We start from the raw sequence: 19498 nt of genomic DNA, 5'->3' as shown, positions 1-19498 counted from the left end.
TAATTTTGGGGGGTGATATGTAAATATATAACTTTTATATGCACTCTATATTCTTTCAGCTATTTTCTTCCGGTATTCGTCCATTTCTATAGTTTTTCCGGTTACTCTGGACTCTTCTGCTGCAAGAGCCACCAAATGACTTTCCACTGATACTTCCGCCCCTGACAAGGAATAAGCACCATCTGTCTGCACCGTTTTCAGAAATCCCTCCATAAACTTATCATCGCTTCCGCTGTGTCCGGAGTTACCGGTCTTGACGGTAGTCTTAACAGAATTTCCGGTGAGAAAGTCCAGTACCTCAATGGTATTCTCTTCCATATCTCCAAGAATCTGTCCACGGGTTCCCATAATGTTCATTACACGGCTTCCTTTTCCTGTAAATGCACACATGGTAAAACTGGCTGTCACTCCATCTTCATATTCCAGATTGACCACCTGATGATCAACTACATCATTGTCACAGTCGTATACACATCTTCCATAAGGACCTTCCTTAAGTGCAAGGCTGACTGCTTCATTGGTACCTTCCAGTGCTACTACCTTCCGTATGGTTTCCGAATACCATTCCTCCTGCTCCAGATATATTTTCACTGCATCGTATGGACATTGGCTTCTTGCTTTGCATCCTCCCATACAATACCTGGCCGCTCCTTTTGGGGCATTTTCCTTTTTGAAGTGGGTCAGTGCTCCGAAAGAAGAAACTTTCCGGCATTTTTTGCCGGTGAGCCATGCGAGAATGTCCATATCATGACAGGATTTCTGCAGTATCATAGGGCTGCTGCTTTTGGAATTTCTCCAATTCCCCCGGACAAAGCTGTGTGCCTGGTGCCAGTAACCTACACATTCCAGATGCTGGATATTGATAATATCTCCGATTACCTGGCTGTCTATAATATTTTTCAATGCACTGTAAAAAGGAGAATAGCGCAGAACATGACAGACAGTCAGAGTTTTTTTATACTGTTTTGCATACTCGCCCATTGCCACACATTCTTCCGGATTGGGGGACATAGGCTTTTCACACATCACATGGTATCCCTGGCGCAGTGATTCTCTGACTGGTTCCAGATGAAACCGGTCCTGGGTACACACCATTGCACAATCTGCTATTTTCCCAAGTGCCAGCAGATCCCTCCAGTCTGTTAATGCCCTGTCCGGGCTGATCCCATGTGTCTGAATGCACTCTGTCCGCCTTTCTTCCAGTGGTTCCGCAACTGCCACCACTTTGAATTCTTCCGGATGCTTCTTAGCATATTCCCCGTAAACGAAAGCGCCTCTTTGTCCTGCTCCAATCAAAATTGCTGTTATCATTGTTACACTTCCTCCTAACCCTTCACTGCTCCGGCCACCATGCCTGAGATAATAAATTTTTGACCAACCAGATAAACCACCATGACAGGTAATATAGCAAACAATATGGTCACACTTACCAAATTCCAATTGGCTGTATAAGTTCCATAGAAATTATATACCTGCTGGACAATGACTGCTTTGTCCGGATCGGGTAATACATAGAGCGGAACGGTAAAGTCGTTCCAGGTGTTCAGAAAGTTAATCATGAACACGGTTACGGCTGCCGGTTTCAGCAGTGGAAAAATGACCTGAAAGAACACCCGAAAAGCCCCTGCACCATCTATGACCGCTGCTTCATCCAATTCTTTTGGTATCCCGGATACAAATCCATAAAACAGGAAAATACTCATTGGTAGAATCAAAGCTATGAATAATATAATAACACCTGCTAAACTATTATATAAGTGCAATACCCGCAGCACCTTCACAATTGTTACCATGCTGACGGGAAACATTAATCCCATGGCAAAATATACATAAAGAATTTTATTCCATTTGGTTCTGCTCCTGCTTAATACAAAAGCACACAGAGAAGAAAATAAAACAGATACGGTTACGGAGGTGATACTGATAATAAAACTATTACAATAGGACCGCGGAATGTTTCCGGTCACCCACACTTCTTTGAAGTTTTCCCAATGAAGCTTTGCAGGAAGCGTTAATTCCATATTAATTGATTCTGGTTTTGTTTTAAATGCGTTAAAGATTACAATCAGGAATGGAACGATGACAATCAGTGCCAGTACCCAGAAGAATATTTCCTTTGCGATCAATAACATATTTGCTTTCTTCTTAGTATTCATTTGTTCCCTCCTAATCATCACTGCCGTCCTTAATCCTCAGGACCGCAATTCCAAAAATTGCTGTTATAATAAATACAATAACCCCATATGCTGCCGACATTCCATATAATCCTTTTCCAAACTCTTTGAATACCAATGTATTGATAAGTTCTGTGGATCCCGCAGGTCCACCGCCTGTCAGTACAAAGATAATATCAAAGGCTTTTAATCCCTGAGATAAGTTCAGCAACAGATTAATGATAAAAGATGGCATAATCCTTGGAATGGTGATATAAAGCATCTTCTGTAATCCATTGGCACCATCTACGGCAGCCGCTTCATAGTAACTTTTATCAATCAGCTGAAGTCCTGCAAGGTAAATTACCATGTTAAATCCGACCTGTCTCCAGATTTCTACAAACATCGTGGTACCAAGCGCCGTCTCCTTTGTAGTAAGCCAGGCCCTGCTTAAGTTGTCCAGCCCGATGGCACTCAGTAATTGATTGGCAAATCCTGCTTTCATAAATATAGATCCGAAAATCAAACCAATAATTAAGGGTGACAACATTGCCGGCAGAAAGAATACTGCTCTTAATACATTTTTTGTCTTCATTCCTTCATTAAATGCAAGTGCTAAAGCAAATCCAATTACATTTTTAAATATGGTCGTCACTGCCGCAAACAGTACAGTCCTGCCGATTACTGACAGCAGTTCCGGATTCTGGAAAATTTTCTGGAAATTTTTAAAACCGATGAATCTTGCAGTTTCTCCACTGATTTTTAATGCATTCCAATCCGTTAGTGAAAAGTAAAAATTCAGTACCACTGGAACCATGAAGAGCAGGGTGTAAACCACAACTGCAGGAACCGTGAAATAACTCTTATAAATTTTTTTATTATACACTGTTGATTCCTCTCTTTTTGTTTTCCTGATTTTTTAAGAATGGAGTGAAATTTTTCAATTTCACTCCATCATTATGTCCCTACTGAGCAGCTTCGCTGGCTGCCACTTCAAACATCTCCGCACGATAATTGTCACAGTTTTCAATAAACTGGTCTACCGTACATGTGCCTTCCGCAAACCCCTGTATGTACTGGTAAACATTGCTGTCAAAATATAATACATCTTTGATGAACATAACTTCCGGTGTCTTTTTACTGCGTTCCAGCATATCTGTGGTAGCAGTTGTTGTGCTTACACTCTCTACATTTTTGAATGCAGCGGTTACCAGGTCTGTACGTGCTGCATAATACGCTTCCAGATTTTCTTTTTCAGCCAGGAAATTCAGGAGCATTTTGCACTCTTCAATATTGTCACTGTTTTTATTGATAAATTTGGATACACCGCCGCCATTGGATACACCGGTCTGGTTATCCAGTAATGGAACCGGGAACATTCCCCATTCATCTGTGCTGCCGTTTGCCGCAAGTTCTGCCGCATAAGCGGAATAAGTAAACATCATTGCTGTTTCACGGTTCTGTAGAGATGGATAACTTCCGAAGAAATCCTCTGACTGTCCATCATTGGTATAGTATTTAGGCTCCCCGCCGTCTTTTGCGGAAATTAACTGTTCAATCTGCTCCAGACCTTTTTTGAAGCATGCTATGTCTGCAAATTTATTGTCAGCGCTTTCGTTCAGGTAAGCCGGAAAATCTGGTTTTTCTTCATACATTGCCGGTGTCAGACCATATACCCAGCTCTGTGCATGCCATACACCATTGATACTTTCATAGAGCGGCATCACTCCCTTTTCCTTAATCTGATCACAAAGAGCCATAAAGCCATCCCATGTAGTAGGAACTTCCCATTTATTTTCTTCGAACAGGGTCTTGTTATATAAAATACCTTCATAATCTACGCCCCATGTACTAAATCCAATCACTTTATCCGAATAACTGTTAGCGGTTTTTGCCCAGTCTTCCATGTCTGCTGTCCAGGATTCTCCGGAAAGATCTACCGCTACATCCTGTATTCCCGCTGATACCATACTGGAACCTGCTGAGTACATAAACATGTCCACTGCATTACTTCCTCCTGACAGTGAAGTGCCAAGCAGGGTATCATAACCGTTGTCCGGAGTCACAAGAACCTTTACTTCGATTCCTGTTTTATCCTGGAATTTTTTATACAGTTCTCTGTCAATATCCTTTACCCAGTTCTGGGATGCCATCAGGGTAATGGATTTTCCGGTGCTTTCAGCTGTCCCTTCGCTGCCTGCTTCACTGCCTGCATCCGCAGCCGCGGTGTCTGATTCTGTATTTCCAGCCGTACTTCCTTCGGTTTTTTCCGTGGATGCCTCTGCTGTTTCTTTTCCTGTTTCTCCTTTTGTTGCTGCAGTTTCTCCGGAACCCCCGCATCCTGCCAGTAGGCCGACGCTCATACAGCTTGCTGCTAACAGTGCTGTTATTTTTCTTGTTCTTGCTTTCATAATTATATTTCCTCCTTCACCTTTTCGTGTTGTTTTGGTATGTCTTTATTCTATCAGCCAACCCGTGTTTAAGGAATACACAGACTTGACATGTATGGGTGGATTTTTTTTACATAGGCTCAGCGGGAAACCGTTTTTCTGCCCACCGCTGTATTCACAACATGCAACGCAGAACAAGCTAGTACAGCATTGCGCAATGCTGTACTAGCTTGTGCTGCTGGATTTTATTTAATTTCTACGCTGCTCTTCTGTCCTCTGTTCTTAAATATTTTCTTATACTCTTTCACTTTTGAATTCGGAACATTAATCTTTGCCTTTGAAGAAATTCCCTTCAGTGACTTGCTGTATGCATTCTTCAGTACCTTTGATTTAACGGTAATAGATGTCAGTCTGCTGTCTCCATAGAATGCCTGTTGTCCAATCGCAGTCACATTTGCACCGATGGTAATCTGTTCCAGCTTCTTGTAACCCTTAAAGGATTTCTGCCCTATCTTGGTTACCTTGCATTTYACTCCTTTTAACGTTACCGTTGATGGAACAGTTACTTTCTTTACATTYCTGTTRGAAGCCCCGGCTRCTAATACAGTTGCTTTGCCCGGTGTTGGRTTGGTCACTTTATACCGGAKTCCTTTATAAGTAAGTATCTGGCCTTTTTTCAGTRCAGGTGCTGCCGGTTTGGGAGGCTCTTCCGGTTTCACCGGTTTCAGTTCCAGTCCGGTTGCTGCTGCCATCAGCCCGGATGCCGCCTGATYWATCTGTTCCTGGGTTGCTTGTGCATTGTTTAATACAGCTCCCGCCCGGGCAACGGCATCTTTCAGTGCATTGGCACTGGCCTGGGTGTATTTCGCTGTGTCCAGTCCCGCATAGGCACTATAGAGCACTTTTAAAGTYGCTTTATCTGTTGTGATCTCTGGTGTYTCCGGCTCTATTGTTAATTCTGCTGCTGCTTTTGCCAGTGCTGCTGCYGCTTCATCCACTGCTGTCTGGTCTGCATCTGGGTTATTCAGTACTTCCTCTGCATGATGAAGTGCTGCAAGGAAAGCCTCTGCACTTTCTTTAGTATACTTTCCGGTATCCAGTCCGGCATATGCTTGGTAAAGAACGTTCAGCATCGAGAAGTCTGTCTCGATTTCCGGTACCTCCGGATCTTCCGGCTGTACCTTAAGTGCTGTTGCTGCGGACAGAAGATCTGCTATAACAGCATCTACCTCTTCCTGCGCTGCGTCTTCTTTGTCAATCATTATCTGTAATGCCTCCAGTGCATCTGTGAATACAGCCGCACTGTCATCTGTGTAACCGGACAGATCCAGTTCTTTGTATGCATTGTATAAAGCTTTCGCCAGTGATTTATCCGTTTCCGGTTCCGGCTCCGTTTCCACTTTATCCAGTCCTGCCAACGCTACCAGCAATCCGGATTCAGCCTCGGCTGCTTCTGCCTTTGTTGCATTTTCTTTTTTCAGAACTTCGGCTGCTCTATTCATTGCTTCTTTCAATGCTGCTGCACTTTCTTCTGTATAGATACTCGTATCCAGTTGTTCAATTGCATTGTATAAGGACTGTAACTGCGTCAGATCCGCCAATATACTTTCCAGCTGTGCAATTGCATCCTGAAGCTTTCCAATCTGTTCATCTACTGCGTCCTGATCCGCATATTCATTTTCATAAACCGCTTTTGCTTCTGCAATAGCTGCTTCCAGTACGGCAAAACTCACTTCTGTATAAGCATCCGGAATATAAGCTTCTGCTGTTTCCAGCACCTGCTGTAACTGGGTCTTATCCACAATCTTGTCCTCATCAGCATAGGTGCGCAGTGCATCTATTGTGATATTTCCGCCTTTATTTTCCAGTCGTATTGTATGTTCCCCATAAGACAGATCCGTTTTGCTGAATACGCACATCTGGTTTGCCCGTTTAAAATATCTTTCATTTGGGATCAGGGTATTGACATCATTCTGTGCCTCTCCGTCTATGGTAATGCCCAGAAGACAGCCATCGGTATTAACCGTTGTAATAATATCAATTCCGGTTCCGGTAAAGGTATATTCTGCCGAATCACCTGTTAGATTTCCATAGTGGATGTCTCTGTTATACTCTGTAACGCCATCCGGATCACCGCCCCTGCCGCTGTAATAAGTAAAGCTTCCGTTATACACAATTGCTTCGTTATCATCATTTATAACAGCATCCGGCTCAAGACCTTCCACGGTTACGTGAATAACCTTTGTGATACTGCTGTCCTTTGGATGGGTTATTATAATATCCGTGTTCCCTTTTCCCACTCCGTTGATCTGCAGGCCATCCGCTTTACTCCAGTTTGCTGCTGCTATTTCTTCGTTTTGGGAATGAACGGTTAAATCGGCCAGGTTTGTATCCAGATCAGTGGTAACTTTTACAAATTCTCTGTCTCCAGCAACTTTCAGATTCACGTCATCAGCTGATACCTTGATCTCCGGTCTGGCTGCAGCCTTTGAGCCGTAAACCTCAAGCTCGGATACATTAACATATCCGGAATAGCTTCCGCTAAGTCCATAGAATCCGCTGTTTATCAGGCGTACATATCGTCCCGTTACCGGTTTATCAAGAATCAAATCAATGCCTAATTCAAAGCTATAGAAAGTCTGATCGGTACCTGCCCCATACCCCATACTGTTATCCGAATCGGTATTGAGGACTGTTGTTGTATTTTCAGGTGCAAAATCCTTGGCTGTGGATATCTGAATTACCACATCCCGATATCTTCTCAATTCTTCATTATTATAATTGCGGAAGAACTGTGTAAGGGAAACCGTATCAATGTCATACAAAGCCTCCAGATCAATCTGGTATTTCAGACCATCCGATGTACCATTGGAACGTGCCGTCCAGGGAGTATCCTTACTTGCATAATCCAATACTTTACCATCATTCAGCCTTTTTGGATCTGTCATTCCGTCACTGTTCAGTGTCTTATTCAGCGCAAGGTTTTCCCTCTCTGATTTCCGGAACGGAATTGCCTCTGCTGAAGCATTTATATCATCCTGTCCAAGCGCTGTACTATAGAAAGCAAATTCATCCACCAGGCCGTTGTACTGGAGTTCCCTGACCTTTTCATCATTTATCTTCGCACCTATCGTTAAGGATCTTCCTGTGTCAACACCTTGCTGGGAGACCTCTCCCATTTTATTTCCATTCAAGTAGAGGGTAAAGGTATCTTTGCTGCGGGTAATTGCAAAATGGTTCCATGCCTGACGGGATTCTCCGCCTGTTACCTGTTCCATTGCAAATTCATCTGCGGACTTCAGAGTTTGCGTCTGTGCGCCGTCTGAAACTTCCAGAACCAGTTTTCTCTGTTGAAGTGAAAGCACCATATTTCCGCCCTGATCTGACAGCAGTACCTGTTTTGGAGTTCCTCTGACATGGGTAAAATCATCTTCGGTATCCGTAACCTCATTGTCTAAAAATAACTGGGGCTTAAACCATCCCTGTACGCTAAACGTATCCAGCCCTGCAATGGGAGAATCCGGAATGGAGATATAGTTCTGATTTTTTTCATACATATAGGCACCACGTCCGAAAGGTGTAGCTATACGCATATACTGTCCATTTATGAACCCGGCATTATAACCCTGCACCGCATTGGAAATAACATCTCCCTTAGCCTCGTCCATATGGTAGAGTGCCGTTAACGACTTATTGCTGTCTTTTAGAGTTAAACCATTCATCGCTTCCTGCATACGTTTCATCAAATCAACAATCTCCGCCGGCATTATGCTTACCGGATCCATTTTGTCAATCTCCTGAATGATATCTCCAAGCGGTTTGTAGCTCTCCTCTGTGTAAAGGCGCTCATCCAATGACTTAGCTGAGTCCGCAGCTGCACTGAACGCAACGAATCCCGACTGCTCCAAAAGTGTTACGTCTGACTGTTGCAGAGATACATTATATAATGATATTTCGCTGATATCGCCGCTGAAATAGTTCACGCGGTCACCGCCTGCATTATTCCTCATGGCACCGGCCAGTAAAGCATTCTGGGTGTCATTTACACCAATGTCAGCTGTCTTCGTGTCCACAGCTTCCCCATTTAAATAAAGCGTAAACGTTTGTCCGTCTCTTACAACCACCGCCAGATTCCATTTTCCGGGGAGAACGGTTCCGCCGCTGAGTGCAACTTCTTTACTGTCTGCATCACTGGCATGGAAGCTCAGGCTTCCCGACTCCGCCGTAAGTGTCAGATCGTCTGCCGGAATTCCTTCCTGCCCCTGGCTCAGTAAAATCTGTTTTTTCTCTGAATCGGTCTTAAACCAAAGGCTCATAGAGTACTGGTCCATCCCCTTTAGCAGTCCGCTTCCCAGATTACCATAAGAAGTTTTTTCTTCTTTCAGTCTTGCTGCGGAGCCGTAGGTCTGCTCCAGTGTTTCCATATTACTGGCTTTTCCGGTATAATTGCCGAACGCATCCGTAATCAGCCCTTCACCTGCTTTTTCAAATCCAAACTTGGCAATGTAGCCGTAGATGATTTTCTGTTTGTGTACTTCCATCTGGTTCTTTGCCGCAGAAGCATCACAGACATTTTCTATCTTTATGGTGTACGGCTGCAGCATGGAAAGCGTATCTGTCGTCAGCGTAACCTTCGCTTCCTCAACCCGGGCCTCCTTCACACTGATGCCATCTGAGACACTGTAATTTCCGATATTTTCTGCGGTCTTAGTATCTACTGCCTCATTAAATAGAACTTCAATGACCGTATCACTTCTCGCTTCCACTTTTGTAACCTGGGGTGCATTGTTATCTGCTTTTGTATCTACGGAAACCGGATCACTTAAGCTGCCTTCCACACCTTTTGCGACTGCCTTTACCGTATAAACATAGTTCTTCTGCTCCACCAGGGAAGTGTCTTCGTATGTATTTTCCATAGTCTGTGCGATCAGCTCGCCGTCCCGGTATACCATATAGCTGTCAACCGTAACTGTCGGCTTTTCAATTTCAATACCGTTTTCGATCATCTTAAAGGCAACATCTTTATCCCAGTCAAGCACTACCGAATTTTCGGTTGCCTCCTGAGCGGTCAGTTCGGTCACCTTTCCAACCTCCAGGCTGACTTTTGGCGCTTCCTCAGAATTATAAATACTATAATAAGTAAAACTCATAGGCGGCAAAGTCACTTCCAGCTGTGCATTTCCGTTAGAGTCAATGGACAATACTTTCTCCTGAACTCCTTCACGCATAAAGACTGCCTGCCCATAATCACCAGCCAGGGCATCCGGCTGTCTGTAATTCGGTTCAGACTGGGGAAGCCAGCTGTAGTTCGGCGGATAAGCGCCATATCTGTGGACATTTTTTCCCATAGAATTTTTCAGCGGCACCGGCGGATAATTCAGTTCTTTTGCAAGCCCGGTATAATACATCGGTACACTGATTACTTCGGTTTTCTTCTCATCGGTCTGGTTATATACCCATAAGAGCCCCTTTTCCCCATCATTCATTGCATTGACATGGTATAAAGTATCCATTTTAACGCCACGCTGCCGGTTGGTACCTGCAGCATCATAGGCCGCCTGGGAAATATGAACCATATCGGAGTTTACAATCCCACGGTAACGTTTGTAAAATTCTACCCACTTGTTCAGAACATCCTGTGTTCCATCGTCAAATAATGCCGGTCCCCGGAAATCAGAATTGACTCCGTTCCCTATATTCTGGGCGATCACCCAGTTATAGTCCTCCTTCTTCTCTTTGAAAGGCTGGAACGCTGCGTCCCCGCCGCCGCCGTGATATTCTGCAAACGGTACATGAGACCAGCTCATGGACATTGTTCTGCCATAGGAAGCATTATGCATAAGCTGACGGCCATACAGCAGCTGCTCCTGTCTCGGCTGGCTCCAGGCTGCCTCTTCATATCCGATACCGCATTTGTTGGCACCGTTTAAGTAATACCATGCAGGCACTTTTACAAATACACCCATATCACGGAATTCTGCACACATCATACGGACTCCGTTTTCCCACTGCTTAACCTGGGAATCAAAGACACCGTTGTGGAATTTGTATTTTGATGCTTTTCCAGTATCTGCATCTAACGGATTCGCCGGATCCGTTTCCTTATCCTTGTTCACGTGCTGTTCCCCGCAGTTACAGTAGTTTCCAGGATAGGTACCGTCAATCTCCACACAGTCCAACCCCGTATACTGTACAAAATTTTTAAAATTATCCCAATAATCATCAAAGGCTGCGGATGCCAGACACATGGAGGCACCCCACTGTCCTTCTGCGTTTGTACCATACTCCTTATTCTGGCTGTACTGTCCTCTCGTGTACTGTGCCTGGTAGATTCCGATTGCAATTCCCTTGCTATGAGCATAATCCACCAGCTCTTTGTACTTATCCAGAGTTGCCTGATCCCGGGCAAGCATCTGTTTGGATTCATCCGGAGCACTGTAAGACTGTATGATCATTTCAAATTCAGCTTCTGCTGCATGATCAATGACTTCCTTTGTCAATCTCCCTGTATTATGGTGGGTCAGCGGGTTATCTGTGATCCACGGAAACAGTGTGCGGTAGATACCAAGACGTTCCCGCATTTTCAATTCAAACCAGTAGGTGCTGTGTACGAATTCATAGGTATCAAACCCGATCATGGATTCTCCCTTTGCCAGTTCGTAAGCCGGTCCGACTTCATAACAGCTGTGGGTGATATCCTGAAGTCCCAGAAATGGGCTTCCCTCTTTTTCCAGGTCACATTTGCAGGGAAGCGGGCGGTTAATGGGGAGTGTGCTCTGATCTCCGCAGGTGTATGTGGTTTCCATAGCCAGCAGATCATCCATATTTTGATTTCCATTGATTACTTCCGGTGCCAGCCGCCCAATCATAATCTGGCTGTCTCCTTCATTTACGATCTCCACACGCTTTTTCATTGCGGGGATATTGTCGTACATTTCGTAGATAATTTTTATTTTTATTCCCTGATAGGATTCCGGAAATGAGTCTGGTGCTGAAAAATTAAACTCCAGGTGTTTTCCTTTCGGCGGCCACTCCTTCGCCGCCGGATCTCCGAAGATTTCGTTAGAAGTCCATTCAAAGGGCTTTTCACAGCTTTCGCTGATTGTATATCCGTCAAACACAAAGGTGTTGTTATTTTGGGTTCCTCCTACATAGTAGTAATCCGGATCCACTTTGATACAGCTGTCCGGTATCTCTATCGTATTGTCCGCAGATGCAATTGAATCCCTATGTATTTTGATTCCTTCATCACTGTATACCTCCCGGTAAGGTTTATCATATAATCCGAGATAAATTTCCGGCATTACTGTTTCCCCATCCATCATCTCTTTATCGATATACAGATTTTTGTAGCTGTCTGTGTAAAATTCAGTTCCGCCTTCCCCGGGAAGCTGAAAGCGGCGTTCAACAATGCTGTTTCCAATTGTAATGCTACCACTATCCTCCGTCACTGTAACCGGCAGAGATTCATCCGTTTCCAGCCAATGGCGCTTTCCATTGACTGCATTTTCAAGCCCTTCTACCACTTCTCCTTTCTCATTAACATAAGGTGATGCAATCCAGGGTTCCTCTGCAGCCCCCTGTGTCACGGCTCCCTCCTCTGCATTGGGCCCGGAAGCAGCTGCCAGTGTGTCGATGTCCGGCACCAGGGTACAGATTAATGAGCTTGCCAGCGTCAATGCGAGCCAGCGTTTCAAACCATAAATCTTTTTCTTCATCCTTGTTCCTCCTTCTATAAGTTTCCATTTTTTAAGACTGATCTCTCAGGGTACTTCATACTTCTGATTCCGGAAACTTTATATAATCACATTATAGCAATCATTTGCTTCAAACTGTGAGGAGGTATTTTACTTGTTTAGGGGGATTTTTTTTACCGGGGGAATTTAAAATGCCAGGCTTCGAAAAGCCTGGCACACCATAGTTTTTATTTTTCCAAATATTTGATTTCAAACTGCTCTATAGATACCGGCTTCCCAATCAGGTACCCCTGTATATAATCGCAGCCAATTGATTTTATAAAGTGAAATTGTTCTTCCGTCTCCACACCCTCAGCACAGCAGCTGATGCCAAGATCATGCCCCATATCAACGATGTGTTTCATTAAAGTTTCGCATTTCTTTGTCTCTCCGTACCTTTGAACAATGCCTTTGTCTATCTTCAGAAGATTAAAATTTGCCATGAGCAAAAATTCATAAGAAGAATACTCAACCCCAAAATCATCTAAAGCAATACGAAATCCCCGATTACTAAGTTCATCCAGTAATCGTGCCATCAGCTTCTTATTCAAAGTTTCCTGGGTTTCCGTTACTTCCACCTCCAGTTGCCCCGGCCTTAAGCTATATCGTTCAAAGATATCCTGGAATTGTTTTAGAAAATGATGATCGAACAGGGTGATTCTGGAAAAGTTGATTGCTAATTTCATGTCTGATAAGTGCGCAGCCTTCCACTTAGTCAGCAGCCTGCACACTTCTTCCATCACAAAAAAGTCTATATTTGAGATTAATCCTTCACTTTCCAGCATTGGTATGAATTTAGCAGGGGAAGAGATCGTGCCATCCTTTTCCCGATAACGTACCAGGACTTCCGCACTGTCTATTTTCCCCGTTTGTACATTAAGCTTCGGCTGGAGATAAATCAGATATTCGTTATTCAGGATAGACTCCAACAGCCCCCGAAGTAAAGGGATCTTTGTAACTGAGATATCTTTTGTTTCCTTATAATAATCCTGTTTGTTAATATACATCAGCCGATCCGCTTTATTCACCAAATCAATCAGGTCGGCCTCCACATCACTCCAGGTTGTTCCTATAGCTATTGAACTGTGTCCATCTTCCGTCAGGCTTTCTGTCAAACCGGTTAATTGTTTTCGGAATTCATCATAAGACATGGATTGCGTAACAATTAAAAATTCATCCCCGCTAAGCCGAAAGCAACGCTCCTTTGGAAAAAATTCTTTCATCTTCTCTGCGATATGGTTAATCAGCATATTCCCGCAAAGATGTCCTTTTAAGTCATTCAGCTTTTTCAATCCGTTGATATCCATGAATGCCACACCTACCGGAGCGGGATGGCTTTCTAAAAAATCATCACAATATGTCATATAGCTATTTCGATTCTCCAGTCCCGTCATAGAATCCTGATAGCTCATTTTAACCAATTTCTTTTTCAGTGAATTTTTTGAAATCTCATTTTCAAGAAAATAGCTGAGTTCCTTCAGATAGTAAAAGTTTTCCTTGTGTATCTTCGGATCATCGATTCCTAAAAAGCCTTTCATCTCCCCCTTTACATAGAGGGGTATCGCCATAAGGCTATTGATTCCCTGCTCTTTTAATATCTCAAATTCCAGGTGGCGTTCATCTCCCAGTTCATCAACATTTTCTATGTTAATGTAATCTTTTAATTCAAACTGCTCCATCCAGAAAGTAATCGCCTCAAGGGGAACGTTCTGCAGCATATTAATCTGGGGCTCAACCCCTTCTGCACAAATCTCATAAGTATTGCTTACCACTCCCATTGATTCATCTATCTCAATAATGTATACCCTGTCCGACTGATAATAATCCTGTACAATTTCGAGAACGTATTCAATGGCATCTTCCAGATACTCGGAGGAAGTCAGACATTGGATACAATCCACGATACTTTTTTCCGCAGTAATATGATGTTCCATATCCTGCCGGGTATTGAGTAATGCTGCATTCGATTCAATTCGGAATGAAACAAGATATGCCTCCTTTCCAAACCATTTCGTGGAAGATGCATGTATTTTTGAATGTATACTGTCCTCTGCCATTTTACCTTCCCACACCCGGTCCTCAAGGAGCGGGCAGAACCCACAGGGTTCCTTTTTATCAAATAATACACTGTAACAGCATTCTCCCTGCCGGATACCCTGTCGAAACTCCTTTGCCTTTGAGTTTAAAAATAGGAGTGCAAAAGTATTCTTCTCCACGATATAAATGCAGGAAGACTGGGAATCCAGTATAGTACGCATCTGTAATTCCATTTCTGCATTCCGCTCCATTACCCTTTTTTTCTGCAGAAAGGTCGTCAGCATTTGGGAAACCATAGACAGTACGTCAACTTCCTCCCGGGTCCACAGACGTAAACCTGTGCATTCATCAAACCCTACAAATCCGGCAAATTCCTTTTCTTTCCAGAATGCACATTGCAGCGTAGAATAAATACCCTGCTTTTCCAGCAGCTCCCTCTGTGTGGTGGGCAGCAAATGGGTGTCCCTGCAGTAGAAAATAGAATTATCGTCAAACATTGTCTTGTAATCTCCAGCCTCGCTGGCATCTATATTTTGAAGATTCTCCATTTCCGGATTAATTCCTTTATTGCACCATTCATAAGTATTCGAATGATATTTTCCATCCTCTGTAGATTCAAAAATATAGGCGCGGCTCACATCAAATCGCCTTCCAACAATCTCCAGGGTCAGATTAATTGCCTGTTCTGTATCCTCCGTTCTATAGAGTATTTTAAAGATATCAGATAAAACATTACTTTGCTGCCCTGATGACTTTATCTCAGAATCAATAGCAGTGACAAGGTTTGAATAACCTGCTTCCTCAATCTGATATGAGTGCTGATAGTCGTACATCACATATTGGTTCTTACCCTGGATTTTTGCCTGATATAATGCCTGATCAGCATGGCGGTATAATGTTTTGAACTCATTCCCATCTTCCGGGTATACAGCAATTCCAATACTGCAGGTAATCTGAACCGCCATCTTCTCATTTTTAAACAGATGGCTGAACCCTTGCAGTAATTCTTCCGTCTTTTTACTGGCAGCTTCCCTTGATGCGATATCTTTCATAAATATGATGAACTCATCTCCGCCGACTCTCCCTACGATATCGCTTTTTCTCATGCGGTTCTTCATCGAGGCTGCCAGCTCTGAGAGAACTACATCACCAAGCATATGTCCTTTCGTATCATTTATCTGTTTGAAATTATCGGTGTCTATCATCAACAGAGCACAAGAATTAGCCGGTTTTCCCTGCAAATGCCGTTTGATCCTCTCTTCCGTCTCTTCCCGGTTATAAAGCCCGGTCAGTACATCTCGTTCTGCCCTGGCGCGCAGCTGCTCTATTACCTGCATTTCCTCATTAATGCAGAACATCATCCCTACCGCCTTGGCAGGTTTTTCATCACTGTCATATTGTGTGATCGCATGAATCCGATACCAGATGTACTCATTTTTCTCGTTCCGGATACGAAATTCTGAAGTTGAATATAATTTCCCCTGCTTTACACTTTCGCGTAGATTCATCAATACCTTTTTATCATCGGGATGAATATAATGTGATGACACCAGATGACTGCTTATTTCACGGATTATATGCGCACTGTTTTGAAAATCACTGGAATATGCCATGGTATCCGTGACTACGTCCCACTCAAAAATCATGACTTCTGACTGTTCTGAAGCCACGTCTAAATCCTTCAGGAAAGGACCGACTCCACATTTGGTGTGAAGGAATCCTTTCGCTTCCTCTTGATCCATGATCCTCTCTGTGATCATTCCAAGTATGATCTCTTCCCCGCTTACATCTTTGATACTCTGTCCGAAATACTGTACCCACAGATAGGTTCTATCTTTACAGACCATACGGCAGCAGCAGACAATTCTATCTTTATTCTGATTTGATTCTTTAATGTTCAGCAGTAATTTTTGCCTGTCATCAGCATGAATGATGTTAACCAGCCCACTGCCAAAGCATTCTTCCAAATCCGCAACTTTATATCCGAATAGTCTGAGAAATCCCTTATTCACTTCTTTAATGGAAAGATACTCATCCTTCCTGCATTTTACAATACCAACCCGAAAATCATCTGTGATATTCTGAGATTTCATACTACTTTCTTCCATTGTTCTAATCATCTTTTGCCTCCGTAGATATAATTTATCTTATTATGTATACAAGAAAACCGCCTTTATCATATTATATCTAATTATCTGAAATAGTACAACCCCTGTATCATCTGTGTTCTGCGTCAGAAAGCAAAGTAACACCATCTGCTGCCCTCATAGTCGTGAAAAGCTCCAGGAAGGTTAGAAACTGCCAGTTCTGCGGTAAGCCCTACATCTACAAAGCGTCATTCATCACCTAAACCCCAATACAACAGAAAAAGCATCCATGAACAAAAGCTGTTCATGGATGCTGGATAAATATAATAACGAAGCTATCATTTTCTTTCAATTATGACACCTTATGGCACCAAAGCTCAGATTGTCTCAATGATGAGACCAGAACTCATAAACTCCCCCCGGAACATGGCAGACACCGTTTTGGACGTGGACATCCGGCTGGCTGCAGGTATAAACCATGTTGTCATATATTTGGGGTAGATGGATCACAGCATGTGTATTAACCGGAACCGTAACTGCCATATAACAGGTTTCTGCTCTTTTTTCACAACGAACCTGTATCTTTCCTGTTATTGCATGATATTCACAGTTTAACCATTTTAGATCTTTCACAAGCTGAGGCGCAATACGAATGCTGCCAAAACCATCTTTTGATGTAATGCCTGCCACTTCACTGTAAAACCATTCCACAATCTGTCCCATCATGTCGTGGTTCCTGCTTCTGGCATCATCCCGCCAGAATTCCGGCAGTGTTGTTTCTCCCTGTTGGATAAACCTGTAGTAACTGGGATGCTCCTCCTGCATTATCATATCCTGTATCAGATCATTCCTTCCAAGGCCGGCAAGAGTTCTGAATATAAAGCGCAGTCCGATTTCTCCTGAACAAAATCTGCCTTTCCCGGTAACCTGCAGTAAGCTTTTCTCCACCAGGGTTCTCTTATCTTCAGGCACCATGCCAAAATACAATGGGATTGCCTGATTTGCCTGAGTTATCTTTTTATCTTTGCAATCAAAAGCATCGTAGAACCATTGGTCACTGGCTTCATCGTATTTCAAAAGCGCTTTATTATAAGCATCCCTCACTTCGGAAGCTTTTATCTGATATTCCACTCCCGCTTCCCGGTCTCCGTTAATAAAGGAAAATTCGGAAAGCAGGCAGAGATCTTTAAATAAAAATGCTGTCTCCAGATTCTCCCGGCATTCTCCTTTGTTCTGTTGGATTCCCCAGTCCCCCAGTCCGTGACGTATAAAATGTTCACTGCCGGAATGATGATAAATAGAAGGATAATCCTGATATTTCTGATATTGGTAATCAACATATTTTTTAGCTGCCGCATAGTTTTCTCTGATCACTCTGCTATTTCCATAAAATTGATTCTGGATATCCGCCGCTAACAGAATACTGCTGCCCCAGGGAATAATATCCCAGAAGCTGCCTTCCCCGCAGTCCGTAATAAATTTCGCATATCTTGGCGCTATGGATGGTATAAGCCCGGCTGAGTATTCATGAGGAAAACAGCCGGTGTCCCGATCTCTCTCCCCATCCTCATATTGTGCCGCTCTCATGTCAGCGGAAATTTTTTCCCACAGGGTATCCACGTTTTTGAGATACATGATCGAAGGACCCATCAGATGGTTTGGTTCCAGCCAGCCCAGTTTTTCAATGGAGGGGCAGTCTGTATGTATATGGTTCAGATTGCTTTCCACTGCCCTTTTTACCAGATCATGTATTTGTTCATACCGTTTGTCAGAGCAGGAAAAAAATCCCGTATCTTCAGCCGCTGACGTTACAAAATAACCTTTTACATCAATGATGCAGGGCAGGACGTCATTATCTTTTTTTCTTGTTACCCCCTCAACCATAATCCATCTTCCGGCTGCATACGAAAACTTCGGACGCCAGATCTCTGTTTCTCCACCGCCGGACAGGATATAATTGCACCAGGTTTCTGTTGTTTTCTCACACTTTCCTTCTGCATTTATCTTCTCAACAGGCGTGATTTTTATTTTCTGACCTTTCTTTCCCTTTACATGAATTTCAAACTGACCGGACATATTCTGACCAAGATCAAATACATAACAATTTTTTCCCTGTTCTGTAATCTTCCGTGTTTCATAAATTTTTTTTACTATTACCGGGGGATATAACATTGGGGTGAGGTGTCCTCCTGGAAGATCTTCCTCCTTCATTTCCACTGCCTTCTCTTTCCCAGTCCGATGATACAATTCACTGTATCCGCTCCATTTCCCCGCATCATAATCCTCTGAGCCATAAACATTTGCAAGCAATGCTGGACTTGGTGCTGTCCACCAGTTTCCATCTGAACATACATTCTGCTGACTTCCATCTGCAAAATAGATTGTCATCTGCACCATACAGGTAAGATATTTACCATATGGCTGATAGCGATGATTCAGGGTATAAAAATGTCTGTCTTCTGAGGTATCGGCAATATACCAGCCATTTCCCACCTCTATAGAAATGTTGTTTTCTCCGGAACATAAATGCTCTGTAACATCATAAGTCTGATAATGTACCTGCTTATGAAAATCTGTCCACGAGCCGTTCAGAACAGAACTGCCTGCCTTTTTTTCATTTATGACTGCTTCATACTGCCCCAAACCACACACCGATAAGTAAGCCGCACTGACCTCCTTTCCCACATCGAACCTCGTCCCTGTGAAAAAAGGTTTCTTAGTCAGATTGGATATCCATTTCCCGCGCCAGTCAGACTGGCCACAGATTCCGCTTATAAAATACGCCGGGTCACTTTTTTCCTTATAACCAGTGTTATCTGTGATTTCAATAATGATTTGGTACTTTTTATGGGTATGCATCGGGAAATCTGCCTCCAATCCATTTTGCCAGCTGCTATATACTGTTCCTGAATCATATACCTTTTTTGTACCTTCGCTGATTATCATACGATATGCCTTCTGCTCATACCCCGCATCTTTCTGGCTATATTCCCACTTTATTACAGGCATTCTTTCTATTCCTGCCTGAACTGCACAATTTTGCAGCTTCACCTGTACCGCCTTCATTTTTCTATCCTTTCGTATCACTTATTCTT

Annotated in this window: 7 protein-coding genes; all 7 read right to left on the bottom strand. The window is 43.3% G+C overall.

Translation table 11 applies throughout. From position 1 onward, the window contains the following. Window positions 1–45: 45 nt before the first annotated feature. Entirely contained in the window at window positions 46–1311 is a 1266-nt protein-coding gene (locus QR40_RS08520) for a Gfo/Idh/MocA family protein (protein ID WP_044294334.1), read from the bottom strand. A gap of 14 nt (window positions 1312–1325) precedes the next feature. Beyond that, entirely contained in the window at window positions 1326–2156 is an 831-nt protein-coding gene (locus QR40_RS08515; RefSeq protein ID WP_027292120.1) for a carbohydrate ABC transporter permease, read from the bottom strand. Between the two features lie 10 nt (window positions 2157–2166). Beyond that, window positions 2167–3039 (bottom strand): carbohydrate ABC transporter permease, encoded by an 873-nt coding sequence (locus tag QR40_RS08510; RefSeq protein WP_027292121.1) that lies wholly within the window; start codon window positions 3037–3039, stop codon window positions 2167–2169. 79 nt (window positions 3040–3118) lie between these two features. Next, a complete protein-coding gene (locus QR40_RS08505) occupies window positions 3119–4564 on the bottom strand; it encodes an ABC transporter substrate-binding protein (protein WP_044294333.1) in 1446 nt (481 codons plus the stop codon). 224 nt (window positions 4565–4788) lie between these two features. Next, a complete protein-coding gene (locus QR40_RS08500; protein WP_044294331.1) occupies window positions 4789–12261 on the bottom strand; it encodes a LamG-like jellyroll fold domain-containing protein in 7473 nt (2490 codons plus the stop codon). A gap of 206 nt (window positions 12262–12467) precedes the next feature. After that, window positions 12468–16436, bottom strand: a complete 3969-nt coding sequence (locus QR40_RS08495; protein WP_044294329.1) for a diguanylate cyclase domain-containing protein — start codon at window positions 16434–16436, stop codon at window positions 12468–12470. A gap of 354 nt (window positions 16437–16790) precedes the next feature. Beyond that, the gene (locus QR40_RS08490; RefSeq protein WP_152614181.1) at window positions 16791–19490 is read right to left on the bottom strand and encodes a family 78 glycoside hydrolase catalytic domain; all 2700 of its coding nucleotides are present in this window, start codon (window positions 19488–19490) and stop codon (window positions 16791–16793) included. Window positions 19491–19498: the final 8 nt, after the last annotated feature.

The organism is Robinsoniella peoriensis, from assembly GCF_000797495.1.
Lineage (GTDB): Bacteria > Bacillota > Clostridia > Lachnospirales > Lachnospiraceae > Robinsoniella > Robinsoniella peoriensis.
Note: the sequence above shows the minus strand (reverse complement) of the source record. Positions and strands in the feature narration are given on the sequence as shown.

What these genes read in the sequence shown, in the direction of transcription:
- QR40_RS08520 (WP_044294334.1), bottom strand. Translation starts at nt 1,311, where the DNA reads ATGATAACAGCAATTTTGATTGGAGCAGGACAAAGAGGCGCTTTCGTT.
- QR40_RS08515 (WP_027292120.1), bottom strand. Translation starts at nt 2,156, where the DNA reads ATGAATACTAAGAAGAAAGCAAATATGTTATTGATCGCAAAGGAAATA.
- QR40_RS08505 (WP_044294333.1), bottom strand. Translation starts at nt 4,564, where the DNA reads ATGAAAGCAAGAACAAGAAAAATAACAGCACTGTTAGCAGCAAGCTGT.
- QR40_RS08495 (WP_044294329.1), bottom strand. Translation starts at nt 16,436, where the DNA reads ATGATTAGAACAATGGAAGAAAGTAGTATGAAATCTCAGAATATCACA.